Raw genomic sequence first — 26206 nt, 5'->3', positions numbered from 1 at the left:
TCCTACAGGTCATGGGGGGCGACTTCAGTTGGCCGAGAACTTCAGGATGGTGTTCTGGGTATAGGTCTGGCCTGGATCCAGTCGGGTGGTCGGGAAGTCCGGCTGGTTCGGCGAGTCCGGATAGTGCTGGGTCTCCAGGGTGAACGCCCCCCAATGGGCATAGACCTTGCCCGCCTTGCCCTTGACCGAGCCGTCGAGGAAGTTGCTGGTGTAGAACTGTACCCCGGGCTCGCTGGTGTAGAGCTGCAGGCGGCGACCAGACTGCGGGTCGTGCACCTCGGCGGCGATCCGGCTGACGTCACCCTTGGCATCCAGGACCCAGTTGAAGTCGAAGCCGCCCTGTTTCGGCTCGGCGAACTTGAGCTGCGGATGATCATCTCTGATGTGCTGACCGATGGCGGTCGGCTGACGAAAATCCATCGGCGTGCCGGCCACCGGGGCCAGTTCACCGGTTGGAATCAGAGTGCTGTTGACGGGTGTGTAATGGCTGGCGTGCAAGGTGGCGAGCTGCTTGAGCACATCGCCGTTGCCGGCACCGGCGAGATTGAAGTAGCTGTGGTTGGTGAGATTCAACACCGTTGGCTGGTCCGTGGTTGCCTGGTAGTCGATGCGCAGCTCGTTGTTGTCGTTGAGGCTGTAGGTGACCTCGACGTTCAGGTTGCCGGGAAAGCCCATTTCCCCTGCCTTCGACAGGTAGCTCAACTTCACCCCGACCGAGTCCTTGCCGCTGACCGGCTGCGCTTTCCAGACCCGCTTGTCAAAACCCTGCGGACCGCCGTGCAGGGCGTTGGGGCCATCGTTGAGCGGTACCTGATAGCGCTTGCCGTCCAGCTCGAACGCACCCTTGGCCAAGCGATTACCGTAGCGGCCGATGGTGGCGCCGAAGAACGCGGTGCCGCCCTGGTAGCCCTTGACATCGTCGAAGCCCAGGACCACGTCTTCGACCTTGCCGTTTTTATCCGGCACTTTCAACGACTGCAGGACGCCACCATAGGTAATGACCGTCGCCTGCAGTCCATGGCTGTTGCGCAACACATACTGCTCGATGGCGGTTCCATCATCGGTCTTGCCGAAGGCCTTGTGTTCGCTGGACAGGCCACTGGCCTGGATGCCCTGGCTGGCAATCATCAGGGACAGTCCAAGGCCGCAAAGCGGGTGTCGTGAGTGCAACATGGTCGAACCTCCATTTATTGTTTTAAGTTGAATAGTTCTACTAATTTGCGATATTTTGTCGTTGAGGCAGTAGATTTATAGCCTTTGTTGCCGATTTTTCAATATAAAATAAGACTAATTGAAGTGAAAGGCGAAAATTGGCCTGGGTGCCCGAGCACGCCCGGCGTATAACCGCCTGGATTCAAGTGCCTACTGTGGAGTAACCGTCATATGAGTCAGGAAGCAGGCGTTGGTTTGCAGGCCGTGTACGCGGATCTGAAAAACAAGACCGTGCTGATTTCCGGTGGGGCGTCCGGGATTGGCGAGGCCATGGTCTGCGCCTTTGCACGGCAGGGGGCCAGGGTGGCGTTCGTGGATATGGCCAAAAGCCAGGGTGAACGGTTGGAGGCTCGACTGCTGGCCGAGGGGCACAGGGTCGAGTTCGCTCACTGCGATATCACTGATGAGATCGCCTACAAGGTGGCGATCCAGGGCTTTGCGCAAACGCTGGGGCCGGTGACGGTCCTGGTGAACAATGCCGCCAATGATGTACGCCATACCCTGGATGAAGTGGATTCGGAAACCTTCGATAAGCTGGTTTCGGTCAATCTGAAGCATGCTTTTTTCGCCAGCCGGGCGGTGGTGCCGATGATGAAGGCTGCGGGGGAGGGGGCGATCATCAACCTGGGCTCCATCGGCTGGATGATGGCCTCCAGCGGGTACCCGGTCTACGCCGCCAGCAAGGCCGCGACCCATGGCATGACCCGCGCCCTGGCGCGGGAGCTGGGGCCCTGGGGTATCCGGGTCAATACCCTGGTGCCCGGCTGGGTGATGACCGAAAAGCAACTCGCGCTGTGGGTGGACGATGCCGCCAGGGAGTTGATCAAGCGTAGCCAATGCCTGCCGGGTAGCGTGGAGCCTGTGCATATCGCGAACATGGCGCTGTTCCTCGCTTCCGGGGTGTCGTCCATGTGTTCGGCGCAGAACTTCATCGTCGATGGGGGGTGGGTGTAGGGGTGCAGGCTCTGTGTCGTTATCGCCGAGCACAACGACTGCCGACTGCGTCGGCCGGAATGCAAAAATCCCCGTGTCAGCGAGTGATCACGGGGATTTTTGTCTATGGAGGTCCGTGCAGATTCACGGTCCCGCTTACACGTTGAAGCGGAAGTGCATCACGTCACCGTCCTTGACGATGTAGTCCTTGCCTTCCAGGCGCCACTTGCCGGCTTCCTTGGTGCCCGCTTCGCCCTTGTACTGGATGAAGTCGTTGTAGGCGATCACTTCGGCGCGGATGAAGCCTTTTTCGAAGTCGGTGTGGATCACGCCGGCGGCTTGCGGGGCGGTGGCGCCGACACGCACGGTCCAGGCGCGGACTTCCTCGACACCGGCGGTGAAGTAGGTCTGCAGGTTGAGCATTTCGTAACCGGCGCGGATCACGCGGTTCAGGCCGGGTTCTTCGAGGCCCAGGGCTTCGAGGAACATATCCTTCTCTTCACCGTCTTCCAGCTCGGCGATTTCCGCTTCGATCTTGTTGCACACCGGTACGACCACGGCGCCTTCTTCGTCGGCGATGGCCTTGACCACGTCCAGCAGCGGGTTGTTCTCGAAACCGTCTTCGGCGACGTTGGCGATGTACATCACCGGCTTGGTGGTCAGCAGGTGGAAGCCGCGGATCACTGCCTTCTCTTCCGCGCTCATGTTCTTCATCAGGCTGCGCGCCGGCTTGCCTTCGGTGAAGTGGGCGATCAACTGCTCCAGCAGGCCCTTCTGGACCACCGCGTCCTTGTCACCGCCCTTGGCGTTGCGTGCGACCTTCTGCAGTTGCTTCTCGCAGCTTTCCAGGTCGGCGAAGATCAGTTCCAGGTCGATGATTTCGATATCGCGTTTCGGGTCGACGCTGTTGGCGACGTGAATCACGTTCTCGTCTTCGAAGCAGCGGACCACGTGGGCGATCGCATCGGTTTCACGGATGTTGGCCAGGAACTTGTTGCCCAGGCCTTCGCCCTTCGATGCACCGGCCACCAGGCCTGCGATGTCGACGAATTCCATGGTGGTCGGCAGGATGCGCTTGGGATTGACGATCTCGGCCAGGGCCGCCAGACGCGAATCCGGCATCGGCACGATGCCGCTGTTCGGCTCGATGGTGCAGAAGGGGAAGTTTTCCGCCGCGATGCCGGACTTGGTCAGTGCGTTGAACAGGGTGGATTTGCCAACGTTGGGCAAGCCGACGATACCGCAGTTGAATCCCATGGTGTTTCCCCTCGGGTAAAGAGTCAGGCCTTCTGGGTGTGCAGGTTTTTCATCGCGCGGTTCCATTCACCGGCGAGGATATCCGGCAGCACGCCGAGGGCAAAATCGATGCTGGCATCGAGTTTTTCCTGTTCGGCGCGTGGCGCACGACCCAGGACAAAGTTTGAAACCATGCTCGCAACGCCAGGGTGGCCAATGCCGAGCCGCAGGCGGTGAAAGGTGTTCTGGTTGCCGAGCTGCGCGATAATGTCGCGCAGGCCGTTGTGACCGCCATGCCCGCCGCCCTGCTTGAGCTTGGCAACGCCGGGTGGCAGGTCGAGTTCGTCATGCGCCACGAGGATTTCTTCGGGCTTGATGCGGAAGAATCCAGCCAATGCCGACACGGCCTGGCCGCTACGGTTCATGTAGGTGGTGGGGATCAGCAGACGAACATCCTGACCCTGGTGACTGAAGCGCCCGGTCAGGCCGAAATACTTGCGATCGGCGACGAGGTTGATGCCTTGTGCCGAGGCGATGCGCTCAACAAAAAGGGCCCCCGCGTTATGCCGGGTCTGTTCGTATTCGGTGCCTGGATTACCCAGGCCAACGATCAGTTTGATGGCAGTCACGACAGGGGCCCTTCTATGGAATGGTGGATGACAACGCCGTTGGAGGTTGCGGCGAAAGTGGACGAAAAGTGCTCATTTACCATGATGTAAACTCCGCATTCTCGCCCGCTTTCTCGCTACGTTCCAGTCCGCGATGTTTCCAATCACTCCGGCGTCAGAGTGAAATTACTCTGCAGCGCCTTCTTCAGCTTCTGGAGCAACACGTGGAGCGTGAACGTTGGCTACTGCCTTGTCGTCACCGTGTGCCAGGGCTACGAACTCAACGCCTTTCGGCGCTTTCAGGTCGGACAGGTGAATGATCGAACCGACTTCGGCGTTGCCCAGGTCGACTTCGATGAATTCAGGCAGGTCCTTGGCTTCGCAGGAAACTTCGATCTCGTTCACGACGTGGGAGATCTCGCCGCCTTTCTTCACTGGAGCCGCTTCGTTGATGAAGTGCACAGGAACGGTAGCGGTCAGTTTCTTGCCGGCGACAACGCGAACGAAGTCGGCGTGCATGATGAACTGCTTGGCTGGGTGACGCTGCAGAGCCTTAACGATAACGTTCTGCTTGGTGCCACCCACGTTCAGCTCGATCACGTGGCTGAAGGCAGCCTCGTCTTCGAACAGCTTGGCGATTTCTTTCGCCAGGATGGTGATGGACTCAGGAGCCTTGTCGCCACCGTAGACAACGGCAGGAACCTGGCTGGCGAGACGACGCAGGCGGCGGCTCGCACCTTTCCCCAGGTCGTTACGCGCTTCGGCGTTCAGGATGAAATCAGTCATTTTGTATCTCCAAAATAGCCATTTCCGGATCACGTCTGCGACCGACGTGAGCGGTATGGGCAAAAAAGCCCCGCCCCAACATGAGGGTTGGGGCGGGGCACTTTACGTCAACGAGTGGTCTGCCGGGGCTGGGCCCTTAGCGGAACATCGCGCTGATCGATTCTTCGTTGCTGATGCGGCGAACCGCTTCGGCGACGACCGGTGCGATATCCAGTTGGCGGATACGTGCACAGGCTTGTGCGGCGGCGGACAGCGGGATGGTGTTGGTCACCACCAGCTCGTCCAGCACGGAATTTTCAATGTTCTCGATCGCCCGACCCGACAGCACAGGGTGTGTGCAGTAGGCAAAGACCTTGGCAGCGCCATGTTCCTTGAGGGCTTTCGCCGCGTGGCACAGGGTGCCGGCGGTGTCGACCATGTCGTCGACGAGAATGCAGGTGCGGCCTTCGACATCACCGATGATGTGCATCACTTCGGAGTGGTTGGCCTTCTCACGACGCTTGTCGATGATGCCCAGATCCACGCCCAGCGACTTGGCAACGGCACGTGCACGCACGACGCCACCAATGTCCGGAGACACGATCATCAGGTTTTCGAAACGCTGGTCTTCAATGTCATCCACCAGGACGGGGGAGCCGTAGATGTTATCTACCGGAATATCGAAGAAACCCTGGATCTGGTCAGCGTGCAGGTCAACCGTGAGCACACGGTCGATGCCTACCACGGTGAGCATGTCAGCGACGACTTTCGCGCTGATAGCCACACGTGCGGAGCGCGGACGGCGATCCTGACGGGCGTAACCAAAGTAGGGGATCACCGCAGTGATTCGGGTGGCTGAGGAACGGCGGAAGGCATCGGCCATCACGACGAGTTCCATCAGGTTATCGTTGGTCGGGGCGCAAGTCGGCTGAATGATGAAGACGTCCTTACCGCGGACGTTTTCATTGATCTCAGCGGTAATTTCACCGTCGGAGAATTTTCCGACAGAGATGTCACCGAGAGGAATATGCAGCTGACGTACGACACGCCGAGCCAGATCGGGGTTGGCATTCCCCGTAAAGACCATCATCTTGGACACGCGCAGTACCTGAAGGCTGAGGGTAACCTGGATGAGTATTAGAAAATGGCAGGGGCGGCTGGATTCGAACCAACGCATGGCAGGATCAAAACCTGCTGCCTTACCGCTTGGCGACGCCCCTGTATCTGTTGCTGCAAGTAGCTGCTACTCGCATTCCTGGAGCAGACTTTGCAACTTCCGGTGCAACATCGAGATGTTGCTGCCTTTGGCTACAAACCCTGTATGGGTCTCTGCAAGAAGGGCCGAGACTTTATCAGCTTCAGCTTTGTTTGGGAAGGCCCCAAACACACAACTTCCAGTTCCGGTCAGCTTCGCTTCGGTAAATCTACCCAGCGAACTCAAGGCATTACGTACTTCCGGATAACGCCTTGAAACAACCGGCAAGCAGTCATTTCGACTGTTTCCCTCGGGAACGGGGCGCACTTTAATGGGCGCGGAGTCACGTGTCAACAGTGGATCCGAAAAAATTTCTGCTGTACTTACAGAGACTTGCGGGACCAGCACGACGTACCAGGGTTCCTCTGGGTCCACCGGGGTGAGCTTCTCCCCGACGCCTTCGGCGAAAGCCGCGTGTCCGCGAATGAAAACCGGCACGTCGGCACCCAGGGTCAGGCCCAGGGTTGCCAGGCGGTCTTCGTCCCAGTTCAGTTGCCACAGGTGGTTGAGGCCGAGCAGCGTGGTCGCGGCATTCGAGCTACCACCGCCGATGCCGCCGCCCATGGGCAGGATCTTGTCGATCCAGATATCCGCACCCAGGGTCGAGGCGGATTGTTCCTGGAGCTTTTTCGCCGCGCGCACGATCAGGTTGCTGTCGTGGGGCACGCCGTCGAAGCCGGTATGCAGGTGGATCACGCCGTCACTGCGCAGGGCGAAGCGCAGTTCGTCACCGTAGTCGAGGAATTGGAACAGCGTCTGCAACTCGTGATAACCATCGGCCCGGCGGCCGATGATGTGCAGCATCAGGTTCAGCTTGGCCGGCGAGGGCAGGGTCAGTTGGCTGGCGCTCATGTCATTGCCCCAGCTTGCGTGGCTGCCAGTCCTTGACCACCAGCGTGACGTCGAGGTCCTGGCCGTGCAGTTTCAGACGTTCGGGTAGCCAGTAGCCGTTCTGTTCGGAGTAGCTCTGGTATTCGACCTGCCAACCATCCTGCTCCAGGGTGGCGAGCCGGCTGTCATTGTCCAGGCTCAGACGGCTCTTGCTGTCGGGCGCAGGCAGGCCGCGGACCCACCAGACCAGATGGGACACCGGCAGTTTCCAGCCCAGTTGTTCTTCCAACAGGGCCTCGGGGCTTTGTGCCTCGTAGCGGCCCTGGTTGGCCACCTCCAGCGAGACCTGGCCGGGGCGGCCGGTCAGGCGCGCCGCCCCCCGACCGAGCGGGCCGGACAGACGGATGTCGTAGTAGTCCTGGCGCTGCAGCCAGAACAGTGTGCCGCTGCCGGAATCCTTCGGCGCGCGGATGCCGACCTTGCCGTTGATCTGCCAGCCATCGAGGCTGCTCAACTGCTGCTTGTGGCTGGCCCAGCGGGCCGGGTCGCCGTGGCCCTCGACGGACTCACGGGCGCCGAAGCCCGCACAACCGGCGAGCAGGGCGATCAGGCTGAAAACAACGAGGTGGCGCAGGAACATAAGTTTAAAGAGTCTCGGAACCGGTCAGGCGTTTGATGGTGCCACGCAGGATGGGGCTGTCGGGCTGGTCCTTGAGGAACTTGCCCCAGATTTTCCGGGCTTCGCCCTGCTTGCCATTGGCCCACAGGACTTCGCCCAGGTGCGCCGCGACCTCCTGGTCGGGGAAGCGCTCCAGGGCCTGGCGCAGCAGACGTTCGGCTTCGTCGAGGTTGCCCAGGCGGAAATTGACCCAGCCAAGGCTGTCGAGCACGGCGGGATCTTCCGGGTTCAACTGGTGCGCCTTTTCGATCAGTTCCTTGGCTTCGGCGTAGCGGGTGGTGCGATCGGAGAGGGTGTAGCCCAGGGCGTTGAGCGCCATGGCGTTGTCCGGCTCGCGTTTGAGAATCGCCCGCAGGTCCTTTTCCATCTGGGCCAGGTCGTTGCGTTTTTCCGCCTGCATGGCGCGGGTATAAAGCAGGTTCAGGTCGTCAGGATACTGCAGCAGCGCCTGTTGCAGGACTTTCCAGGCCTGCTCGCCCTGATTGTTGGCGGAGAAGATCTCGGCTTCGATCAGGTACAGCTGGATCGCGTAGTCCGGTTGCTCGTCGCGGGCGGCGGCGAGTTGCTTCGAGGCTTCGGCGCCCCGGCCGCTGGTGACCAGGATGTCGGTCTGACGCAGTTGGGCTGGCAGATAGTCGTTGCCCGCGCCGACCTGCTCGTACTCCTCCAGGGCGCCTTGCGGGTCGTTCTTCTCCTCGGCGATGCGGCCCAGGTTCAGGTGGGCGGAGTCGACGTGGCTGTCACGGGCGATCAGTTCCTCAAGGTAACCCTTGGCCTCATCCCAGGCCTTGGCTTCCAGGCAGACCAGCGCCAGGGAGAAGCGCAGCTCGTCATCTTCCGGATACTGCTGGACCAGGTTGGAGAACTGCACCTTGGCATCGGCCATGCGGTCCTGTTCGACCAGCATGCGTGCGTAGGTCAGACGCAGGCGCTTGTCTTCAGGGTATTTCCTGATGCTTTTTTCCAGCAGCGGAATCGCTTCCTTGCCGCGATTGAGGTTCTGCAGCAGGCGGGCACGCAACAGCAGCGGGGCGATCTCGCCGTCTTCCGGCGGATTGTTCTCCAGCAGCGTCAGGGCGCCCTGATTGTCGCCATCCTGTTGCAGCAGCAGGGCCTTGCCGAAAATCAGCTGGCTGTTCTTCGGGTGCTTGACCAGCAGGCGGTCGAAGCTCTTCATCAGGCCGTTGCGGGTGTCCTGGTCGGTGTCGGCGGCCGACAGCGCGAGGAAGTCGAAATGGGTATCGCCCTTGCCCTGCAGGACCTTCTCCATATAGATCATGGAGTCGTCATAGCGCCCGCCGCGGGCCAGCTGGATGGCGGCCGCGCGCTGCGCCTCGAGGTCGTCCGGGGCGTTTTTCGCCCAGATCAGCGAGGTATCGAGGGCCGCCTGGTCCGCGCCCAGGTACTCGGCGATGCGGAAGGCCCGCTCGGAAATGCCCGGGTCCTGGGTGTTGATCGCCTGGGTGACATAATTGTCCAGGGCGATATCGAAGCGATTTCGTTGCCCGGCCAGTTCCGCGCTCAGCAGGCTGAAGACCGTGTCTTCACTGAAGGAGCCGTAGACCTTGGGCTTTTCCGGGGCCGTCGTGGTTTCCTCGGCCGGTGGCGTGTGGCCCGGCGATACGGGGGCCAGGGACTGGCAGCCGCTGAGGACGACAAAAGCGAGAAGCAACGCGGACGATCTATTCATAGGGGAGAAGGGCAACTAACCTGCGGTCGGGCCATCATGACACAAGCGGTGGGCAGAACCATACCCGAGACCGCTCACCGGGGGGCATTAATAGCAACGTTTGATTATGACAATAGTCGGCGGTGGTTGTTCTGAACCGGGTGAAGTAGGACAATTGTCGGCTTCTCGACATCATCAGCGACCTTGAATGGCCTTCCTCGCACTTGGCATCAACCACAAGACGGCCTCCGTAGACGTGCGCGAGCGCGTGGCGTTCACTCCCGAACAGTTGGTGGAGGCGCTGCAGCAGCTCTGCCGTCTGACCGACAGCCGGGAGGCCGCGATCCTCTCCACCTGCAATCGCAGTGAACTGTATATAGAGCAGGATCACCTGGCGGCGGAAACGGTCCTGCGCTGGCTGGCCGATTATCACCACCTGAGTCTGGAAGAGCTGCGCGCCAGTGCCTATGTGCACGAAGATGATGCGGCCGTTCGTCACATGATGCGTGTGGCCTCCGGGCTGGATTCGCTGGTGCTCGGCGAGCCGCAGATTCTCGGCCAGATGAAGTCGGCCTACGCCGTGGCGCGGGAAGCGGGTACCGTCGGCCCGCTGCTCGGGCGGTTGTTCCAGGCTACTTTCAGTGCCGCCAAGCAGGTGCGCACCGATACCGCCATCGGCGAGAACCCGGTGTCGGTGGCGTTTGCCGCTGTCAGCCTGGCGAAACAGATTTTCAGCGACCTGCAGCGCAGTACCGCGTTGCTGATCGGCGCCGGTGAGACCATCACCCTGGTCGCCCGTCACCTGCATGAGCAGGGCGTCAAGCGGATTGTGGTCGCCAACCGGACCCTGGAGCGGGCCAAGACCCTCGCCGAAGAGTTCGGTGCCCATGCCGTGCTGCTGGCGGATATTCCTCAGGAGCTGGTGCACAGCGACATCGTGATCAGCTCCACCGCCAGCCAGTTGCCGATTCTCGGCAAGGGCGCGGTGGAAAGCGCGCTGAAGCTGCGCAAGCACAAGCCGATCTTCATGGTCGATATCGCGGTTCCTCGGGATATCGAGCCGGAAGTCGGCGAGTTGGACGACGTTTACCTGTATACCGTCGACGATCTCCACGAAGTGGTCGCCGAAAACCTCAAGAGCCGGCAAGGTGCCGCGCAGGCGGCCGAAGAGCTGGTGAGCAGCGGTGTCGAGGATTTCATGGCGCGCCTGCGCGAGCTGGCCGCGGTGGATGTGCTGCGTGCCTACCGCCAGCAGAGTGAACGTCTGCGTGACGAAGAATTGCAAAAGGCCCAGCGTCTGCTGGCCAACGGCAACAGCGCCGAAGAGGTGCTGATGCAATTGGCCCGCGGCCTGACCAACAAGTTGATGCATGCGCCCAGTGTGCAACTGAAGAAGTTGTCCGCCGAAGGCCGTCTCGATGCGCTGGCCATGGCGCAGGAACTCTTTGCCCTCCGAGAGGGCCCATCGGATAGCTTTTCGGATAAGAAACCGCAATGAAAGCGTCACTGCTCAAAAAACTGGACGTCCTCCAGGACCGTTTCGAGGAACTGACCGCCTTGCTCGGCGATGGCGAAGTCATTGCCGACCAGGCCAAGTTCCGCGCCTATTCCAAGGAGTACGCCGAGGTCGAGCCGATCGTCGCGGCCTACCAGCAGGTGCTGAAGGTGCAGGCGGATCTCGAGGGGGCCCAGGCGCTGCTCAAGGACAGCGACCCGGACCTGCGCGAGATGGCGGTCGAGGAAGCCCGCGAGGCCAGGGAACAACTGGTCGAGCTGGAATCGACCCTGCAACGCATGCTGCTGCCCAAGGACCCCAACGACGGGCGTAACGTGTTCCTCGAAATCCGTGCCGGTACCGGCGGCGACGAGGCGGCGATCTTCTCCGGCGACCTGTTCCGTATGTACTCGCGCTACGCCGAGAAGCGTGGCTGGCGAGTGGAAATCCTCTCGGAGAGCGAGGGCGAGCATGGCGGCTATAAAGAGGTCATCGCCCGGGTCGAAGGCGAGAACGTCTATGGCAAGCTGAAATTCGAATCCGGCGCCCACCGGGTGCAGCGGGTACCGGCCACCGAATCCCAGGGCCGTATCCACACCTCGGCCTGCACCGTGGCGGTGCTGCCCGAGCCGGACGAACAGGAAGCCATCGAGATCAACCCGGCGGACCTGCGCATCGACACCTACCGTTCCTCGGGGGCGGGCGGCCAGCATGTGAACAAGACCGATTCGGCGATCCGCATCACCCATATCCCGTCGGGGATCGTGGTCGAGTGCCAGGAAGAGCGTTCCCAGCACAAGAACCGCGCGCGGGCCATGGCCTGGCTGTCGGCCAAGCTCAACGACCAGCAGGCCAGCGCCGCCGCCAATGCGATCGCCAGCGAGCGCAAGCTGCTGGTGGGTTCTGGCGACCGTTCCGAACGCATCCGTACCTACAACTTCCCGCAGGGGCGGGTCACCGACCATCGTGTCAACCTGACCCTGTACTCCCTGGATGAAATCATGGCCGGTGGTGTCGAGGCGGTGATCGAACCGCTTTTGGCCGAATACCAGGCTGATCAACTGGCGGCACTGGGTGATTGAATGACGATTATCGCCAGCCTGCTGCGCGCCGCCGAACTGCCCGACTCTCCAACCGCGCGCCTGGACGCCGAGTTGCTGCTGGCGGCGGCCTTGGGCAAGTCCCGCAGTTACCTGCACACCTGGCCGGAGAAGATCGTCAGCAGCGAAGACGCGCAGACCTTCGGCGAGTTCCTCCAGCGCCGCCGGGGTGGCGAGCCGGTTGCCTACATTCTTGGCCAGCAGGGCTTCTGGAAGCTCGATCTGGAAGTCGCGCCCCATACCCTGATTCCACGACCGGATACCGAGCTGCTGGTGGAAGCTGCGCTCGAACTGTTGCCGGCGACCCCGGCGCAGGTGCTCGACCTCGGCACCGGTACCGGGGCGATCGCCCTGGCCCTGGCCAACGAGCGTCCGGGTTGGCAGGTCACCGCGGTGGACCGAGTGCCGGAGGCGGTGGCCCTGGCCGAACGCAACCGCGAGCGTCTGGGCCTGGGTAACGCCACGGTACTGCACAGCCACTGGTTCAGCGCCCTGCAAGGCCTGCGTTTTCAACTGATCATCAGCAACCCGCCCTACATCGCCGCAGCCGACCCGCATCTGGTCGAGGGTGATGTGCGCTTCGAACCGGCCAGTGCCCTGGTCGCCGGCGCCGACGGTCTGGATGACCTGCGCACGATCATTGCCCAGGCTCCCGCTCATCTGGAAGCCGGTGGCTGGTTGCTGCTCGAACACGGTTACGACCAGGCCGAGGCCGTGCGCGAGCTGCTGGCGGCGCAAGGTTTCAGTGAGGTGCACAGCCGCACTGACCTGGGCGGTCACCAGCGCCTCAGCCTGGGGCAACTGTCGTGCTGAACGACCAGGAACTGTTGCGCTATAGCCGGCAGATCCTGCTGCGACAGGTCGATATCGATGGCCAGTTGCGCCTCAAACATAGCCGGGTGCTGATCGTCGGTCTCGGAGGTCTCGGTGCCCCGGTCGCCCTGTACCTGGCCGCCGCCGGCGTGGGCGAGTTGCACTTGGCGGATTTCGACAGTGTCGACCTGACCAACCTGCAGCGCCAGATCATCCACGACACCGACAGCGTCGGTTCGAGCAAGGTCGACTCGGCGCTGCGCCGGCTGGCCGCGCTCAACCCCGAGATAGGCCTGGTCGCTCATCGCCAGGCCCTGGATGAAGACAGCCTGGGCGCGGTCATCGCTGGCGTCGACCTGGTACTCGATTGCTGCGACAACTTTGCCACCCGCGAAGCGGTCAACGCCGCCTGCGTGGCCGCCGCCAAGCCGCTGGTCAGTGGCGCGGCGATTCGCCTTGAAGGCCAGTTGTCGGTCTTCGACCCGCGTCGCGCCGACAGCCCCTGCTACCACTGCCTGTACGGTCACGGCAGCGAAGCCGAACTGACCTGCAGTGAGGCCGGGGTGGTCGGCCCGTTGGTGGGGCTGGTCGGTAGCCTGCAAGCCCTGGAGGCACTGAAGCTGCTCGCCGGTTTTGGCGAACCGCTGGTGGGGCGTCTGCTGCTGGTCGATGCCTTGAGCAGCAAGTTCCGCGAGCTGCGGGTCAAGCGCGACCCGCAGTGCGCCGTCTGTGGTGGCCGTCATGCGTGAGGCGCCAGTCGGGGTGTTCGACTCGGGTGTCGGCGGCCTGTCGGTGCTCAATGAAATCCACGCCTTGCTGCCCAACGAGTCGCTGCTGTACGTCGCCGACTGCGGGCATATCCCCTATGGCGAAAAAAGCCCGGAATACATTCGCCAGCGTTGCGAGGTGATTGCCGCCTTCCTGCGTGAGCAGGGCGCCAAGGCGCTGGTGATCGCCTGCAATACCGCCACCGTCGCCGGCGTGGCCGACCTGCGCCAGCGTTATCCGGACTGGCCGCTGGTGGGCATGGAACCCGCCGTCAAGCCGGCTGCGGCGGCCACCCGCAGTGGCGTGGTCGGGGTGCTGGCCACCACCGGTACCTTGCAGAGCGCCAAGTTCGCTGCCTTGCTCGACCGCTTCGCCAGTGATGTGCGAGTGGTCACCCAGCCCTGTCCCGGCCTGGTGGAGATGATTGAGGCCGGCGACCTGCACAGCCAGGCATTGCGTCAGTTGCTGGCCAGCTATGTCGAGCCGTTGCTGGCGGCGGGTTGCGACACGATCATCTTGGGTTGCACCCACTATCCCTTCCTCAAACCGTTGCTGCTGGAAATGATTCCGGCCTCCATCAGCCTGATCGACACCGGTGCAGCAGTAGCCCGCCAACTCCAGCGCCTGTTGCAGGCCCGCGACCTGCTGTCCGCGGGCCCGGCCCGCGAAGCGCGGTTCTGGACCAGTGCTGATCCGTATCATCTTGGAAACATCCTGCCCCTGCTATGGAATAAGCCTAGCAGTGTAGATAGCTTTCGGTGCTAGGAACGCCCAGCGAAAATCGCCAGAATTCGCTGAACTTCTGGCTCACGCCAGATTTCTACTGAAGGTCCTTCTCGCTGTTAAACATCCATTTGAAATAGGATATTTCTGATGAAGAGCTTGCTCTGCGTGGCCGCATTGACGGCCACCACCCTGTTGTACGGTGTGACGGCTCACGCGGCCGGTGTCGAGTTTTCGGTCGGTCAGACCGGCAAGTCGACCCAGACCTACCGGCTGGGTCTGCAATGGGACTGGGATAAAAGCTGGTGGCAAAGCGATGTCGGGCGTCTGACCGGCTACTGGAATGGCGCCTACACCTACTGGGATGGCTACACCGCGTCGAGTAACCACAGCCTGTCGTTCTCGCCTGTATTCGTGTACGAGTTTTCCGGGGCATCGGTCAAACCCTACATCGAGGCGGGCATCGGCGTGGCGGTGTTCGACCATACGCAAGTCGAAGGCAACCGGCTGGGCACGGCGTTCCAGTTCGAGGACCGGATCGGTGTCGGCCTGCGTTTTGCTGGCGGGCATGAGGTGGGGATTCGTGCCACCCATTATTCCAACGCCAGTATCCGTCAGCCGAACGACGGTATCGAGAGCTACGCCCTGCATTACACCCTGCCGCTGTAGCGGTTCGCCGTTCAGTCCTCGAAGCGCCCGAGCAACGGCTGTGGCCGTGCCGCCGGTTTGGCCAGCAGCAGTTGCGCGGTGCCCAGGGTACGTTCGAGGAATCCCCCTTCGCAGTAGCACAGATAGAATTCCCACAGGCGCAGGAAGTATTCGTCGTAGCCCAGTTCGGCCAGGCGCGGATGGGCCCGCTGGAAGTTCTCGTGCCACAGGCGCAGCGTGCGCGCGTAGTGCAGGCCGAAGTCCTCCATGTGCAGCAGGTTCATGTCGGTGTGCTGGCCGACGCCTTCGAGCAGCTTCTGTACGCTGGGCAGTGCTCCGCCGGGAAAGATGTAGCGCTGGATGAAGTCGACGCTGTTCCTGGCCTGTTCATAGCGCTGTTCGCGGATGGTGATGCTTTGCAGCAGCATCAGCCCGTCTTTCTTGAGCAGGCGCGCGCATTGGCGGAAGTAGCCGGGCAGGAAACGGTGGCCGACGGCTTCGATCATTTCGATGGAAACCAGCTTGTCGTACTGGCCGGTGAGATCCCGGTAGTCTTCCAGCAGCAGGGTGATCCGATCTTGCAGGCCCAGGGCCTCGACACGTTGCCGGGTGTAGGCCAGTTGTTCACGCGACAGTGTGGTCGTGGTGACCTTGCAGCCATAGTGTTGGGCGGCATGGATGGCCATGCTGCCCCAGCCGGTGCCGATTTCCAGCAGGTGGTCGTCCGGCTTCAGTGCCAGTTTCTGGCAGATGCGCTCCAGCTTGTTCAGCTGGGCCTGTTCCAGGCTGTCTTCGGGGCTTGCGAACTGCGCCGCCGAATACATCATGGTCGGATCGAGAAACTGTTCGAACAGGTCGTTGCCCAGGTCGTAGTGGGCCGCGATGTTCTTGCGCGAACCTTTGCGGGTGTTGCGATTGAACCAGTGCAGCGCCTGGATGAAAGGCCGCCCGAGGCGAGCCAGGCCGCCTTCCATGGCGTCGAGCACATCGAGGTTGCTGACGAACACACGGATCACCGCGGTCAGGTCCGGGCTGGTCCAGTAGCCATGGATGAAGGCCTCGCCGGCCCCGATCGAGCCGTTGCCGGCGACCAGGCCCCAGACCGCCGGGTCCTGGATGTGGATCTCTCCCAGCAGGCCGTGGCCGGGTGTGCCGAACAACTGGCGTTCGCCGTTCTCGACCAGCAGCAGTTGGCCGTGACGCAACGAGTTCAACAGGCGCAGCACGCCGCGGCGCAACAGGCCGGTGCTCAGGCGGTTGGCGCTCAATAGATTGCTCCTGGTCACCAGGCTAGAACTTTTCATGGGGTTGTTCCTTGTTTGGCGCGGTGGCGATGCCGAAGGTGCCCTCGGCAGCCTGGTGGGAGAAAATGGGCGTACGCTTGAGCAGCAGGCGCAGCGCCTGCCAGTAGATCGACAGGCAGGTCTTGGCGCTCATCCAGGGGAAACGCCAGAGGTGACGATGCAGGCTGGCACGGTTCAGGGGCTCGCGTTGCAGGTCGAGCGTGGCGTCGAACAGTTTCAGGTCGCCCTGCCAGTCGGACATGTGCACCCCGAGTCGTTCGGCGGGCTGGCTGAAACTCATGCGGTATTGCAGGTCGCGGGGCAGGAACGGCGAGACATGGAAGGATTTCGTCGCCGTGACATGCTGGTGGCCCTCGCCGCTGGCCGCGAGTACGTAGTGGTAGCGTTCGCCCCAGGGGGTATTGGTGACTTCGCAGAGAATCGCCGCCAGGCGATCATCACGGTCGAAGCAATAGAAGAAGCTCACCGGGTTGAACGACAGGCCCCAACTGCGCGGTTGGGTCAGCAGGCGCACGGCGCCTTGCGGAGCCTGTCCCAGGGCGAGGGCGACCTGTTGGCGCACCGCTTCGATCAGCGGCATGCCCTGGCGGGTGAAGGCGCACAGGTGGTCGGTCTCGCGCCAGTCGAAGGGCGCGAAGCGACTGCGGCCGGCCAGGGGCGACAAACCGAGGACGCTGTCCTGTTCGGCGAGATCCAGGTACAGCAGGCCGATCCGGTAACGGAAGGCATGGTGTCGCGGGGCAAAGCGCCGATGGCTGATCCAGCCGCTGTACAGCGCGCTGTTCATAGCCGCTCACCGAAGGCTTCGGCGACCCGCAGGGCGCTGTTCACCCCATCTTCGTGGAAACCGTTGGCCCAGTAGGCACCGCAATAATAGGTATGACGATCGCCATGTAATTCCTCCCAGCGCTGCTGCGCGGCGATGGCGGCCAGGTTGTATTGCGGGTGGGCGTAGGTGTAGCGGGCCAGGATTTTGCGAGGGTCGATATCGGCGCTCTGGTTGAGGCTGACGCAGAAGGTTGTGTCGCTGGCGATGCCCTGGAGAATGTTCATGTTGTAGGTCACTGCCGCCTGGCGCTGGCCGCCGAGGCGATAGTTCCAACTGGCCCAGGCCAGTGGGCGCTGCGGCAGCAGGCGGGTGTCGGTGTGCAGCACCACCTCGTTGTCGGCGTAGGGCAGGGCACCGAGGATCTGCCGTTCGACCGCGCTCGGCTCGGCCAGCAGTCTGAGGGCCTGATCGCTATGGCAGGCGAACACCACCTTGTCGAAGCGTTCGCTGCCGGCGGCGCTGTGGATGACGACGCCCTGCTCGTCGCGCTCGACCCGGGTTACCGGACAGTTCAGGCGGATGTTCTCGCGGAAGCTGGCCGTCAGCGGTGCGACATAGCTGCTCGAACCACCTTCGATCACCCGCCACTGCGGACGGTCGTTGACCGACAGCAGGCCATGGTTCTTGAAGAAGCGAATGAAGAACTGCAGCGGGAAACCGAGCATGTCCGCCAGTGACATCGACCAGATCGCCGCGCCCATCGGTACGATGTAGTGCTGGATGAAGCGTTCGCCGTAGCGGCCGTTGCGCAGGTAGGCACCGAGGGTGGTATCGGCGGCGATGCGCTGCTGTTCGAGGTCGGCCAGGGCCTGGCGGTTGAAGCGCAGGATATCGCGCAACATGCCCCAGAACCTGGGTGACAGCAGGTTGCCGCGCTGGGCGAACAGGCTGTTGAGGTTGTTGCCGTTGTACTCCAGGCGGGTCGCCGGGTCATGTACCGAGAAGCTCATTTCGGTGGGCTTGTGGCTGACGCCGAGCTGGTCGAGCAGGCGGATGAAGTTCGGGTAGGTCCAGTCGTTGAAGACGATGAAGCCGGTGTCGATGGCGTGGCGTTGGCCGTCGACCGTGACGTCGACCGTGTGGGTATGGCCGCCGATCCAGTCGGCGGCCTCGAACAGCGTGATCGAGTGCCTGCGCTTGAGCAGGTAGGCGCAGGTCAGGCCGGAGATGCCGCTGCCGATCAGGGCGATTTTCATGGACGGTCTCCAGTCTTCTGGCCGTTGCGCGCCATGCGCTTGCCGATTGCCAGTTGCAGGCGTTTGGGCAGTCGCGACAACGGCCAGAGCCCGGCCATGAACAGGGCCGGAAAGGCGATTTCCAGCGGCCGCCTGGGCAGCCTCTCGCAGATATGCTCGGCGGCCTTGTCGGCCGGCCAGCTCAGTGGCATGGGGAAGTCGTTCTTGCGGGTCAGTGGCGTGTCGACGAAGCCGGGGCTGACAATGGTGACGTCGATTCCCTCGTGGGCCAGGTCGATGCGCAACGATTCGAACAGGTAGCGCATCCCGGCTTTCGAGGCTCCGTAGGCTTCGGCGCGGGGCAGCGGCAGGAAGGTCACCGCGCTGGCGATACCGACCAGGTGGGGGCGGGTTCCGGCGCGCAGCAATGGCAGGGCGGTTTCGATGCAGTAGCTGCTGGCAAGCAGGTTGGTACGCACCACGCGCTCGATCACCGAGGCGTCGAACTCCCGGGCATCGATGTACTCACAGGTGCCGGCATTGAGAATCACGCTGTCGAGGGCGCCCCAGGCCTGGCTGATGCGCTCACCGATCTCGCGGACCTGCTGGCTGTCGGTCAGATCGCCGGGCACTGTCAGCACCTGCCCGGGATAACGCGCGCCGAGCTCGTCGAGGACCTGCTCGTTGCGTGCGCTGACGGCCAGTCGTGCGCCGTCGCGCAGCAGTACCTCGGCCATGGCGGCACCGATACCGCTGCTGGCGCCCGTCAGCCAGATGCGCCGGGGGAGCTTCGTGCTCATGTCATTCTCCTTTTCAGCCATGCGGTGGCCCAGCCGAGTACCGGCAGGTGGTCGTAGAGCAGGGCGCCGGCATCGAAATAGTCCCGATGGCGGTAGACCTTTTCGCTCCAGAGCAGATGGGAACAGCCCTCGACCTGAATCAGCCGGCCCTTGGCCAGCCTGGGGTGGCGATAGCCCATGTTCCAGCGCAGATAGCCTTCGCCTTCACGAACCGTGTCGAAAGCGTGGAAGTCGAACGCCAGCTCGCTGATGTTGCTATACAGATCGGCGAAGTAACTCCGCAGCGCCGGTAGGCCGCTCACCTGATGCAGCGGGTCGGTGAATTGCACGTCCTCGCTGTACAGTTCATCGAGCAGTACCAGGTTGTGCTTGTCCAGGGCGCAGAAGCGCCGGGCGAAGTCATGCAGGAATTCACTCATGCGCGTCTCCCGCTTCAAGGCGCGATGGCAGGTTCTTGAAGGCCGCCAGGGCGCGGTCGCGGCTGCTCGCCAGGTCGACGATCGGCTGTGGATAACCGGCCACGCCGAACAGGCCGCCGAGGGCGGCCGGGTTGTGCACATCTCTTTTGTTCAGGCCGGCCAGTTCCGGCAGCCAGTGCTTGATGAACAGGCCTTCGCTGTCGAACTTCTGCGACTGGCTGATCGGGTTGAAGATGCGGAAGTAGGGGGCCGAGTCGGTGCCCGTGGAGGCACTCCACTGCCAGCCGCCGTTATTGGCCGCCAGATCACCGTCGATCAGGTGGCGCATGAAGAAGCGCTCGCCTTCGCGCCAGTCGATCAGCAGGTTCTTGGTCAGGAACATCGCCACCACCATGCGCAGGCGGTTGTGCATCCAGCCGGTTTCGAGCAGTTGGCGCATGGCGGCATCGATGATCGGCAGGCCGGTACGGCCCTGTTGCCAGGCCTCCAGGTCCTGCGGTGCATGGCGCCAGGCCACGGCCTCGGTCTCCGGACGGAACGCACGATGGCGTGAAACCCGCGGATAGCCGGCCAGGATATGTTTGTAGAACTCGCGCCAGAGCAGTTCGCTGATCCAGGTGACAACGCCGGTATTGCCGCTGTCGAACTCCCCCTGGTTGCTCAGCAGGGCGGCGTGCAGGCATTGGCGCGGCGACACCACGCCGGCGGCGAGGTAGGCGGAGAGCTGGCTGGTGCCGGGCTTGGCCGGGAAGTCACGTTCGCTCTGGTAGTAGTCGATCTGCTGGTCGGCAAAGGTGTCCAGGCGTCGCCGGGCTTCGTTCTCTCCGGCCGGCCAGAGGTCGCGCAGGGTCTGGGGCGGGCAGGCGAAGCCGTCGATCGCGCTGGGGATCGGATCGCTGTCCAGTGGCAGCGGCGCCTGCGGTGCAGGTGTCGCGACCAGCGCCGGCAGGGCGCCATGCAGGCGGCTGTAGCAGACCTTGCGGAACTGGCTGAAGACCTGGAAGTAGCCGCCGGTGCGGGTCAGGACGCTGCCCGGGCGGAAGAACAACTGGTCGAGGTGGCTGTGGAAGGCAATGCCGTAGGCTCCGACGGCCTTGGCCACGGCGCGGTCGCGGCGGGTTTCGTGTACGCCGTACTCCTCGTTTACGTGGATGGCATCGACGCCCAGCGACTGACACAGTTCGAGCAGGACGGCGGGGGCCTGATCCCAGGTATCCGCGTGGCGAACCAGCAGCGGGATGTTCAGCGTCGCCAGCGCCTGGCCCAGCTCCCGCAGGTTGCGCAGCCAGAAGTCGACCTTGCACGGCGCGTCGTCATGGGCCAGCCATTGCCCGGGGGTGAGCAGGTACACCGCTACCGTTGGTCCGCTGCTCGCGGCGGCGCTGAGAGCGGTGTTGTCATGCAGTCGCAGATCGGTGCGCAGCCAGAACAATTGCATGGTCATTCCTTGGGGGCGCGGAGCATCAGAGCAGGCCGAGTCGGGTGAGGTTCTGGCAGGCCGACAGTGGGTCCTGGGCGAGGCTCAGACCGGGATGTTCGTCGGTGCAGGCGGACAGTTCGCTGACGTGGATGCACACCGAGGTGCCGGCGATCAGTACGGGTTGTTCGATGCCGCTGATCAGCCTGGGCAGTGCCGCCAGATTCAGGGCCTTGCTGGAGTACAGCAGTAGCGCGCGGGCCTTGAGCTGTTCGACGGCCAATGCCAGCTCGCCGGGCGGCACCGGCCAGTCGAAGACTTCCACCGGGCAGTCGGCGCTGCTCGCCAGCCAGGCGGTCAGCCACAGGTGGGGTTCGAGCGGCAGGTCCGACTGGTTGACCAGTAACAGTGGCTTGCCCCTCAGTTGGCGGTTGTTGTGGTAGATCCGTGCGCCCAGCTTGCTGCGCAGCCAGGAATAAAAGAACACCCGTTCCATCTGCCCACCGAACTGGCCCTGCCAACGCTGTTCGAGTTCGGCCAGCAGCGGGATCAGCAGTTGTTCGCAGACGGTCCGCGGTGGGTACAACGACATTGCCTGATTGAAGCGGTCGTCGACCTGGCGTTCGTCCAGGCGGCCGATGGCCTGGACCAGATCCTGGTGCAGACGGTGCCAGTCGTTTTCCGGTGTTTCGACGGGCGGTTGCGGGGCGTCGAGCAACTGCTTGACCTGGCGCACCGCCACGCCGCGGTTCAACCAGGTCAGGATCGCCTGGATACGTTGCACATGCTCGGCCGAGAACAGTCGATGCCCCTTGGCCGTGCGATGGGGCACGATCAGGCCATAGCGGCGCTCCCAGGCGCGCAGGGTAACGGCGTTGACGCCGGTCTGCCGGGCAACTTCGCGAATCGGCAGCCAGCCGGCGGCCAGGGCGCTGACGTAATCGGGAGAGGACTCATCGTCCTCGGGAATGGAATTTGACATGATCAGATCGAGTTGCGCAGGCTGAGGTTTTCCGGATGGGGTTGCAGGTAGACCTGCAAGCCCACGTAGGGATCGGGGTACTGGCGGAAGTGATGCCTGAGCAGGGTCAGCGGCACCACCAGCGGGACGATGCCTAGGCGGTACTGGCTGATGACCTGCTGCATTTCCTGCTTGTCCTCGGCACTGATGCAGTGTTTCAGATAGCCGCTCAGATGTTGCAGGACATTGGTATGGGTACGGCGGGTGGCGCATTTCTTCAGGGCCGCCATGAGTTGGCTGAAGTAGCGCGGGCCGATTTCGTTCGCATCGGATTTGCCCATGCTGCCCAGCAGGTGTCCCAACACCTTGTATTGCACCGGGTTGTGGGCCATCAGCAGGTACTTGTGCCGTGAATGAAAGTCGGTCAGGGCACGGCGGTTCAGGCCGGCGGCGAGCAGTTGCTGCCAGTCGGCATAGGCCAGCACTCTGGTCAGGAAGTTCTCGCGCAGGACCGGGTCGTTCAGGCGCCCCTCTTCTTCGACCGGCAGGTCGGGGTGGCGGGCGCAGAAGGCGGCGGCGTACAGGCCACGACCGGCGTGTTCGGCGGGACGTCCGCGATCCTGGTAGACCTTGACCCGTTCCAGCCCGCAGGACGGAGATTTCTGCATGAAGATGTAGCCGCAGATGTCGGTCAGTTCGCCGGCCATGCGTGTGCCGTAGTCGCGCAGCGCCTGGCTGACGTCGTTGTCCGGGTGAACGGTGCCTATCGCTCTGGGCTGCGCCGGGTCACCGACCAGGCGGATCGGTTCGCGGGGCGTTCCGAGGCCGATCGCCATCTCCGGACAGACCGGAACGAAATCGAAATGTTCGCTGAGAATCCGGCTGCACAACCGCGACTCCTTGTGTCCGCCGTTGTAGCGCACTTCATCACCCATCAGGCAGGCGCTGATGGCGATCCTTGGCTTGGGGCGAGAGGGGCTGGGCGTGAACATTGCGGAACCTCGATGATTTACTTGTACAAGGATTGATCCTTGTACAACCAGATTTCATCATAGGTTTTATCTTGTACAAGTCAAATTATTTGTACAGGATTGCCCGGGTCGGCTTATCGCCAACCCATGCGCCATCGTTCGGCGTCCTGCAGGTTCTGCCAGGGAATGCGCTGGTTGCGTCGAGTCAGTACCGCCTGCAGTTCGAGCTCCAGCAGCAGGGTGCCGGTTTCATCATGGAGCAACTCGGTAACCAGAAAATGTTTTTCCCGGTTCTGCGGGTGGGCTGCCGTCCATTTCGACAGCAGCAGCTTGCGCGGATTGATGCGGTTCATGCCAGGTGTTCCAGCAGTCGGCGAGCGGCTTCCTGGCCACTGAGCCAGGCGCCTTCGACCCGGCCGGACATGCACCAGTCGCCGCATACGTACAGGCCCAGGTCGGCGTCGGCGAGTGCTCCCCATTCGCGGGTGCCGGCCGGTCGGGCATAGAGCCAGCGGTGGGCGAGGGTGAAGGCCGGGGCGGGCATGGTGATGTGCAGCAGTTCGGCGAAGGCCCCGTGCAGGTGCTCGATCACCGCCTCCTTGGACAGGTCCAGGTGTTGCTTGCTCCAACTGCTGGTGGCGTGCAGCACCCAGGTGTCGAGGCGGTTGTCGCGCCCCGGCTTGCTACGGTTGCGGGCCAGCCAGTCGAGTGGGCTGTCCTGCACGAAGCAGCCTTGCATCGGCGTCTCCAGCGCGCTCTCGAAAGCCAGGGCGACGGCCCAGGTCGGCTCCATCTGCACGCCGGCGGCGGCACCGGCGAGTTTTGGTGCGGCAGCAAGCAGCGCGGTGGCCTGGGGCGCCGGCGTGGCGATCACGACATGGCTGAACGGGCCGTGGGTACCGCCTTCGGCATCCTGCAGGTGCCAGTGCCGTTCGCCGCGGAAGACTTCGGTGATCCGGCAACTGAAATGGCTGTGCAGGTCGCCGAGCAGGCCACGGGTGATGGCGCTCATGCGCGGGGTGCCGACCCAGCGGGTCTGCTCGTCCGGCGACAGGTTGAGTTGGCCGTTCTGCCAGGTGTAGAGCTTGGGCGCCCATTCGGCGACCCAGCCATGGCCTTGCCAGCGCTGCACTTCGTTGACGAAACGCCGGTCGCGGGCAGTGAAGTATTGGGCGCCCATGTCCAGCGAACCGGCGTCGCTGCGCTTGCTCGACATGCGTCCGCCACTGCCGCGGCTCTTGTCGAACAACTCGATGGCATGCCCGGCATCGTGTAACGCGCGGGCGGCCGAGAGGCCGGCGATACCGGCACCGATTATTGCGATAGGTACAGTCATAGGGACCTCGTTACCTGTTTGCACAGACTACGCCGTCGGTAAAACCTGTACAATCTTATTTTTAGGTATAAGTCACGACCACCCTGTCGTCTGAAGCTGTCCTATTGTTAAAACAGTCGAGAAGAAAAAGAGCCCTGCCTATAAAAGTAGACTAACGCTCTTGGCGAAACGTTACGCGAGGACGCTCTCATGCACATATTGCTGACAGGCGGTACTGGTTTGATCGGGCGTCGGTTGTGCAAGCACTGGTCGGCGCAAGGGCATCGGCTGACGGTGTGGAGTCGCCGTCCCGAGGAGGTTGCCCGCTTGTGCGGAGCGCAGGTGCGGGGTGTGCGGCACCTGGAGGAACTGGCCGGCGAGCCGCTGGACGCGGTGGTCAACCTGGCTGGTGCGCCGATTGCCGAGCGGCCCTGGACGCACCGACGCAAGGCGTTGCTGTGGAACAGCCGGATCCAGTTGACCGAAACCCTGCTGGCCTGGCTCGAAGGTCTCGAGCAACGCCCGGCGGTGTTGCTGTCCGGTTCGGCGGTGGGCTGGTATGGCGATGGTGGTGAGCGTGAGCTCACGGAGGATTCGCCGCCGGTCAGCGAGGATTTTGCCAGCCAGTTGTGCATCGCCTGGGAGGAGACCGCGCAGCGCGCCCAGGCCCTGGGCATGCGCGTGGTGCTGTTGCGAACCGGCCTGGTGCTGGCCGCCGAGGGCGGCTTTTTGTCGCGCCTGCTGCTGCCGTTCAAACTATGCCTGGGCGGCCCGATCGGCAACGGTCGGCAGTGGATGCCGTGGATTCATTGGCGCGATCAAATCGCCCTGATTGATTTTCTTCTGCACCGCAGCGATGCCAGCGGTCCTTATAATGCCTGCGCGCCCAGGCCTGTGCGCAATCGCGACTTCGCCAGGGCCCTGGGCCGGGTGTTGCGTCGCCCGGCCCTGATCCCGTTGCCGGCGCCGGCCCTGAAGCTCGGCCTTGGCGAGTTGTCGCAGTTGTTGCTGGGTGGCCAGCGTGCTGTGCCCAAGCGCTTGCTGGCGGCGGGATTCGAGTTTCAGTTTACCGATCTGCCCGCGGCCCTCGACGATCTGTCGGGCCGCCTCTGATATAGGACATTGCATGACCGATCACGCGTTGCTACTGGTCAACCTGGGCTCGCCGGCTTCCACCTCGGTGCCCGACGTGCGCCGCTATCTCAATCAGTTTCTGATGGATCCGTATGTGATCGATCTGCCCTGGCCGATCCGGCGCCTGCTGGTGTCGCTGATTTTGCTCAAGCGGCCCGAGCAGTCGGCTCATGCCTATGCCTCGATCTGGTGGGACGAGGGCTCGCCGCTGGTGGTGTTGAGCCGACGTCTGCAACAACGCATGACCGAGCAGTGGCAGCATGGGCCGGTGGAACTGGCGATGCGTTATGGCGAGCCGTCACTCGAATCGACGCTGACCCGGCTGGCTGCCCGGGGCATTCGCCAGGTGACGCTGGCGCCGTTGTATCCGCAGTTTGCCGACAGTACGGTGACCACGGTGATCGAAGAGGCGCGGCGGGTGGTCCGGGAGCGCAAGCTGGACGTGCAGTTTTCCATCCTGCAACCGTTCTACGACCAGCCGGAATACATCGAGGCGTTGGTCGCCAGTGCCAGGCCGCACTTGGAGCAGGGGTTCGATCATTTGCTGCTGAGCTTCCACGGCTTGCCGGAACGCCACCTGACCAAGCTCGACCCCACGGGCAGTCACTGCCTCAAGGACGCCGACTGCTGCCGTAACGCTTCGCCAGCGGTGCTCGCCACCTGCTACCGCGCCCAGTGCCTGCGCACGGCGCAGGCGTTTGCCGAGCACATGGGCTTGGCGCAGGGGCAGTGGTCGGTATCGTTCCAGTCCCGGCTCGGGCGGGCGAAGTGGATCGAGCCCTACACCGAGGCGCGCCTGGATGAGTTGGCCAAGGCCGGTGTGAAGAAACTGCTGGTGATGTGCCCGGCATTCGTCGCCGACTGCATCGAGACTCTGGAGGAGATCGGGGATCGTGGGCGCGAGCAGTTCATCGAGGCGGGAGGCGAGGAGTTGGTACTGGTGCCGTGCCTGAACGACGACCCGCGGTGGGCGGTGGCGCTGAACACGCTCTGTGAGCGGGCGCCATTGGCCGTAAAGGCTTAACGACTGGCGCATCTTTTTGGTAGACGGGCTTTTGTGGCGAGCGGGCTTGCCCGCGCTGGGGCGCGAAGCGCCCCTAAAACCAGCAAGCGCGCTGTGTCAGGTAGAACGAGATGTCTGATTTT

General features: G+C 63.0%; 27 protein-coding genes and 1 tRNA gene. 9 read left to right on the top strand and 19 right to left on the bottom strand.

Features of this window, described 5'->3' with window-relative positions; genetic code table 11:
* Nucleotides 1-24: 24 nt before the first annotated feature.
* On the bottom strand, nucleotides 25-1173 hold the full coding sequence (locus tag K675_RS0115170; RefSeq protein ID WP_026145219.1) for an aldose epimerase family protein: 1149 nt from the start codon (nucleotides 1171-1173) through the stop codon (nucleotides 25-27).
* A gap of 210 nt (nucleotides 1174-1383) precedes the next feature.
* Here K675_RS0115170 and K675_RS0115165 point away from each other — a divergent pair, with 210 nt between their 5' ends.
* Nucleotides 1384-2166: an SDR family NAD(P)-dependent oxidoreductase gene (locus tag K675_RS0115165; RefSeq protein WP_026145218.1), complete on the top strand. Its 783-nt coding sequence runs from the start codon at nucleotides 1384-1386 to the stop codon at nucleotides 2164-2166.
* Between the two features lie 135 nt (nucleotides 2167-2301).
* On the opposite strand, the gene ychF is transcribed toward K675_RS0115165, so the two are convergent.
* The 8 genes from ychF to K675_RS0115125 form a co-directional block, all read right to left on the bottom strand.
* Nucleotides 2302-3402 (bottom strand): redox-regulated ATPase YchF, encoded by a 1101-nt coding sequence (ychF, locus tag K675_RS0115160; RefSeq protein ID WP_017904354.1) that lies wholly within the window; start codon nucleotides 3400-3402, stop codon nucleotides 2302-2304.
* A 23-nt stretch (nucleotides 3403-3425) separates the two neighbouring features.
* On the bottom strand, nucleotides 3426-4010 hold the full coding sequence (gene pth / locus K675_RS0115155; RefSeq protein WP_017904353.1) for an aminoacyl-tRNA hydrolase: 585 nt from the start codon (nucleotides 4008-4010) through the stop codon (nucleotides 3426-3428).
* Nucleotides 4011-4175: 165 nt separating this feature from the next.
* Nucleotides 4176-4775: a 50S ribosomal protein L25/general stress protein Ctc gene (locus K675_RS0115150; RefSeq protein ID WP_017904352.1), complete on the bottom strand. Its 600-nt coding sequence runs from the start codon at nucleotides 4773-4775 to the stop codon at nucleotides 4176-4178.
* A 136-nt stretch (nucleotides 4776-4911) separates the two neighbouring features.
* Nucleotides 4912-5853, bottom strand: a complete 942-nt coding sequence (locus K675_RS0115145) for a ribose-phosphate pyrophosphokinase (protein ID WP_003171603.1) — start codon at nucleotides 5851-5853, stop codon at nucleotides 4912-4914.
* Nucleotides 5854-5899: 46 nt separating this feature from the next.
* A tRNA-Gln gene (locus tag K675_RS0115140) sits at nucleotides 5900-5974 on the bottom strand.
* 23 nt (nucleotides 5975-5997) lie between these two features.
* The gene (gene ispE / locus K675_RS0115135) at nucleotides 5998-6861 is read right to left on the bottom strand and encodes a 4-(cytidine 5'-diphospho)-2-C-methyl-D-erythritol kinase (protein WP_017904351.1); all 864 of its coding nucleotides are present in this window, start codon (nucleotides 6859-6861) and stop codon (nucleotides 5998-6000) included.
* Nucleotide 6862: 1 nt separating this feature from the next.
* Nucleotides 6863-7480 (bottom strand): lipoprotein insertase outer membrane protein LolB, encoded by a 618-nt coding sequence (lolB, locus tag K675_RS0115130; RefSeq protein WP_017904350.1) that lies wholly within the window; start codon nucleotides 7478-7480, stop codon nucleotides 6863-6865.
* Between the two features lie 4 nt (nucleotides 7481-7484).
* Nucleotides 7485-9209 carry a tetratricopeptide repeat protein gene (locus K675_RS0115125; protein ID WP_026145217.1) on the bottom strand — a complete coding sequence of 575 codons (1725 nt, stop codon included), beginning with the start codon at nucleotides 9207-9209 and terminating at the stop codon, nucleotides 7485-7487.
* Nucleotides 9210-9396: 187 nt separating this feature from the next.
* Here K675_RS0115125 and hemA point away from each other — a divergent pair, with 187 nt between their 5' ends.
* The 6 genes from hemA (at nucleotide 9397) to K675_RS0115095 (ending at nucleotide 14756) form a co-directional block, all read left to right on the top strand.
* Nucleotides 9397-10686, top strand: coding sequence for a glutamyl-tRNA reductase (gene hemA, locus K675_RS0115120; protein WP_017904348.1), 1290 nt, complete (start codon nucleotides 9397-9399; stop codon nucleotides 10684-10686).
* A complete protein-coding gene (gene prfA, locus K675_RS0115115; RefSeq protein WP_017904347.1) occupies nucleotides 10683-11765 on the top strand; it encodes a peptide chain release factor 1 in 1083 nt (360 codons plus the stop codon). Before hemA ends, prfA begins: the two co-directional genes overlap by 4 nt.
* Complete coding sequence (prmC, locus tag K675_RS0115110; RefSeq protein WP_017904346.1) at nucleotides 11766-12596, top strand: peptide chain release factor N(5)-glutamine methyltransferase; 831 nt, start codon at nucleotides 11766-11768, stop codon at nucleotides 12594-12596.
* On the top strand, nucleotides 12590-13345 hold the full coding sequence (locus K675_RS0115105) for a molybdopterin-synthase adenylyltransferase MoeB (RefSeq protein WP_017904345.1): 756 nt from the start codon (nucleotides 12590-12592) through the stop codon (nucleotides 13343-13345). Before prmC ends, K675_RS0115105 begins: the two co-directional genes overlap by 7 nt.
* Nucleotides 13338-14129 (top strand): glutamate racemase, encoded by a 792-nt coding sequence (gene murI, locus K675_RS0115100; RefSeq protein WP_017904344.1) that lies wholly within the window; start codon nucleotides 13338-13340, stop codon nucleotides 14127-14129. Before K675_RS0115105 ends, murI begins: the two co-directional genes overlap by 8 nt.
* Before the next feature lie 108 nt (nucleotides 14130-14237).
* Nucleotides 14238-14756 (top strand): acyloxyacyl hydrolase, encoded by a 519-nt coding sequence (locus tag K675_RS0115095; protein WP_017904343.1) that lies wholly within the window; start codon nucleotides 14238-14240, stop codon nucleotides 14754-14756.
* Nucleotides 14757-14767: 11 nt separating this feature from the next.
* Here K675_RS0115095 and K675_RS0115090 read toward each other — a convergent pair whose 3' ends face one another.
* The 10 genes from K675_RS0115090 to K675_RS0115045 all read right to left on the bottom strand — a co-directional run bounded on the left by K675_RS0115090 (nucleotide 14768) and on the right by K675_RS0115045 (nucleotide 23947).
* Nucleotides 14768-16039, bottom strand: coding sequence for an SAM-dependent methyltransferase (locus K675_RS0115090; RefSeq protein WP_026145216.1), 1272 nt, complete (start codon nucleotides 16037-16039; stop codon nucleotides 14768-14770).
* Nucleotides 16026-16826 carry a DUF1365 domain-containing protein gene (locus K675_RS0115085; protein ID WP_017904341.1) on the bottom strand — a complete coding sequence of 267 codons (801 nt, stop codon included), beginning with the start codon at nucleotides 16824-16826 and terminating at the stop codon, nucleotides 16026-16028. The genes K675_RS0115090 and K675_RS0115085 overlap by 14 nt, the downstream gene beginning before the upstream one ends.
* A complete protein-coding gene (locus tag K675_RS0115080) occupies nucleotides 16823-18064 on the bottom strand; it encodes an NAD(P)/FAD-dependent oxidoreductase (protein WP_017904340.1) in 1242 nt (413 codons plus the stop codon). Before K675_RS0115080 ends, K675_RS0115085 begins: the two co-directional genes overlap by 4 nt.
* Nucleotides 18061-18843, bottom strand: a complete 783-nt coding sequence (locus tag K675_RS0115075; protein ID WP_017904339.1) for an SDR family NAD(P)-dependent oxidoreductase — start codon at nucleotides 18841-18843, stop codon at nucleotides 18061-18063. The genes K675_RS0115080 and K675_RS0115075 overlap by 4 nt, the downstream gene beginning before the upstream one ends.
* Nucleotides 18840-19262, bottom strand: coding sequence for a nuclear transport factor 2 family protein (locus K675_RS0115070; protein ID WP_017904338.1), 423 nt, complete (start codon nucleotides 19260-19262; stop codon nucleotides 18840-18842). Before K675_RS0115070 ends, K675_RS0115075 begins: the two co-directional genes overlap by 4 nt.
* Entirely contained in the window at nucleotides 19255-20700 is a 1446-nt protein-coding gene (gene phrB, locus K675_RS0115065) for a deoxyribodipyrimidine photo-lyase (protein ID WP_017904337.1), read from the bottom strand. Before phrB ends, K675_RS0115070 begins: the two co-directional genes overlap by 8 nt.
* A gap of 25 nt (nucleotides 20701-20725) precedes the next feature.
* Complete coding sequence (locus K675_RS0115060) at nucleotides 20726-21661, bottom strand: MerR family transcriptional regulator (protein WP_017904336.1); 936 nt, start codon at nucleotides 21659-21661, stop codon at nucleotides 20726-20728.
* Between the two features lie 2 nt (nucleotides 21662-21663).
* Nucleotides 21664-22632 (bottom strand): YbgA family protein, encoded by a 969-nt coding sequence (locus K675_RS0115055; RefSeq protein ID WP_026145215.1) that lies wholly within the window; start codon nucleotides 22630-22632, stop codon nucleotides 21664-21666.
* 113 nt (nucleotides 22633-22745) lie between these two features.
* On the bottom strand, nucleotides 22746-22964 hold the full coding sequence (locus tag K675_RS0115050) for a TIGR02450 family Trp-rich protein (protein ID WP_017904334.1): 219 nt from the start codon (nucleotides 22962-22964) through the stop codon (nucleotides 22746-22748).
* Nucleotides 22961-23947, bottom strand: a complete 987-nt coding sequence (locus K675_RS0115045) for an NAD(P)/FAD-dependent oxidoreductase (protein WP_017904333.1) — start codon at nucleotides 23945-23947, stop codon at nucleotides 22961-22963. Before K675_RS0115045 ends, K675_RS0115050 begins: the two co-directional genes overlap by 4 nt.
* A 189-nt stretch (nucleotides 23948-24136) precedes the next feature.
* Here K675_RS0115045 and K675_RS0115040 point away from each other — a divergent pair, with 189 nt between their 5' ends.
* Both K675_RS0115040 and hemH read left to right on the top strand, forming a co-directional pair.
* Nucleotides 24137-25039 carry a TIGR01777 family oxidoreductase gene (locus K675_RS0115040; protein ID WP_026145214.1) on the top strand — a complete coding sequence of 301 codons (903 nt, stop codon included), beginning with the start codon at nucleotides 24137-24139 and terminating at the stop codon, nucleotides 25037-25039.
* Nucleotides 25040-25052: 13 nt separating this feature from the next.
* Nucleotides 25053-26084 (top strand): ferrochelatase, encoded by a 1032-nt coding sequence (hemH, locus tag K675_RS0115035; protein ID WP_017904331.1) that lies wholly within the window; start codon nucleotides 25053-25055, stop codon nucleotides 26082-26084.
* The last annotated feature ends 122 nt before the right edge of the window (nucleotides 26085-26206 follow it).

This window comes from Pseudomonas fuscovaginae SE-1 (assembly GCF_000364705.1).
Taxonomy (GTDB): domain Bacteria; phylum Pseudomonadota; class Gammaproteobacteria; order Pseudomonadales; family Pseudomonadaceae; genus Aquipseudomonas; species Aquipseudomonas fuscovaginae_A.
This window is presented reverse-complemented; position numbering and strand designations above follow the sequence as displayed.

Coding starts and splice junctions, on each gene's coding strand:
- K675_RS0115060 (WP_017904336.1), bottom strand. CDS start 21,661: ATGTCAAATTCCATTCCCGAGGACGATGAGTCCTCTCCCGATTACGTC.
- K675_RS0115125 (WP_026145217.1), bottom strand. CDS start 9,209: ATGAATAGATCGTCCGCGTTGCTTCTCGCTTTTGTCGTCCTCAGCGGC.
- hemH (WP_017904331.1), top strand. CDS start 25,053: ATGACCGATCACGCGTTGCTACTGGTCAACCTGGGCTCGCCGGCTTCC.
- K675_RS0115090 (WP_026145216.1), bottom strand. CDS start 16,039: ATGAAAAGTTCTAGCCTGGTGACCAGGAGCAATCTATTGAGCGCCAAC.
- K675_RS0115070 (WP_017904338.1), bottom strand. CDS start 19,262: ATGAGTGAATTCCTGCATGACTTCGCCCGGCGCTTCTGCGCCCTGGAC.
- murI (WP_017904344.1), top strand. CDS start 13,338: ATGCGTGAGGCGCCAGTCGGGGTGTTCGACTCGGGTGTCGGCGGCCTG.
- K675_RS0115050 (WP_017904334.1), bottom strand. CDS start 22,964: ATGAACCGCATCAATCCGCGCAAGCTGCTGCTGTCGAAATGGACGGCA.
- lolB (WP_017904350.1), bottom strand. CDS start 7,480: ATGTTCCTGCGCCACCTCGTTGTTTTCAGCCTGATCGCCCTGCTCGCC.
- ychF (WP_017904354.1), bottom strand. CDS start 3,402: ATGGGATTCAACTGCGGTATCGTCGGCTTGCCCAACGTTGGCAAATCC.
- K675_RS0115055 (WP_026145215.1), bottom strand. CDS start 22,632: ATGTTCACGCCCAGCCCCTCTCGCCCCAAGCCAAGGATCGCCATCAGC.
- hemA (WP_017904348.1), top strand. CDS start 9,397: ATGGCCTTCCTCGCACTTGGCATCAACCACAAGACGGCCTCCGTAGAC.
- K675_RS0115085 (WP_017904341.1), bottom strand. CDS start 16,826: ATGAACAGCGCGCTGTACAGCGGCTGGATCAGCCATCGGCGCTTTGCC.
- K675_RS0115075 (WP_017904339.1), bottom strand. CDS start 18,843: ATGAGCACGAAGCTCCCCCGGCGCATCTGGCTGACGGGCGCCAGCAGC.
- K675_RS0115150 (WP_017904352.1), bottom strand. CDS start 4,775: ATGACTGATTTCATCCTGAACGCCGAAGCGCGTAACGACCTGGGGAAA.
- prmC (WP_017904346.1), top strand. CDS start 11,766: ATGACGATTATCGCCAGCCTGCTGCGCGCCGCCGAACTGCCCGACTCT.
- K675_RS0115040 (WP_026145214.1), top strand. CDS start 24,137: ATGCACATATTGCTGACAGGCGGTACTGGTTTGATCGGGCGTCGGTTG.
- K675_RS0115045 (WP_017904333.1), bottom strand. CDS start 23,947: ATGACTGTACCTATCGCAATAATCGGTGCCGGTATCGCCGGCCTCTCG.
- ispE (WP_017904351.1), bottom strand. CDS start 6,861: ATGAGCGCCAGCCAACTGACCCTGCCCTCGCCGGCCAAGCTGAACCTG.
- K675_RS0115080 (WP_017904340.1), bottom strand. CDS start 18,064: ATGAAAATCGCCCTGATCGGCAGCGGCATCTCCGGCCTGACCTGCGCC.
- K675_RS0115165 (WP_026145218.1), top strand. CDS start 1,384: ATGAGTCAGGAAGCAGGCGTTGGTTTGCAGGCCGTGTACGCGGATCTG.
- K675_RS0115095 (WP_017904343.1), top strand. CDS start 14,238: ATGAAGAGCTTGCTCTGCGTGGCCGCATTGACGGCCACCACCCTGTTG.
- prfA (WP_017904347.1), top strand. CDS start 10,683: ATGAAAGCGTCACTGCTCAAAAAACTGGACGTCCTCCAGGACCGTTTC.
- K675_RS0115170 (WP_026145219.1), bottom strand. CDS start 1,173: ATGTTGCACTCACGACACCCGCTTTGCGGCCTTGGACTGTCCCTGATG.
- phrB (WP_017904337.1), bottom strand. CDS start 20,700: ATGCAATTGTTCTGGCTGCGCACCGATCTGCGACTGCATGACAACACC.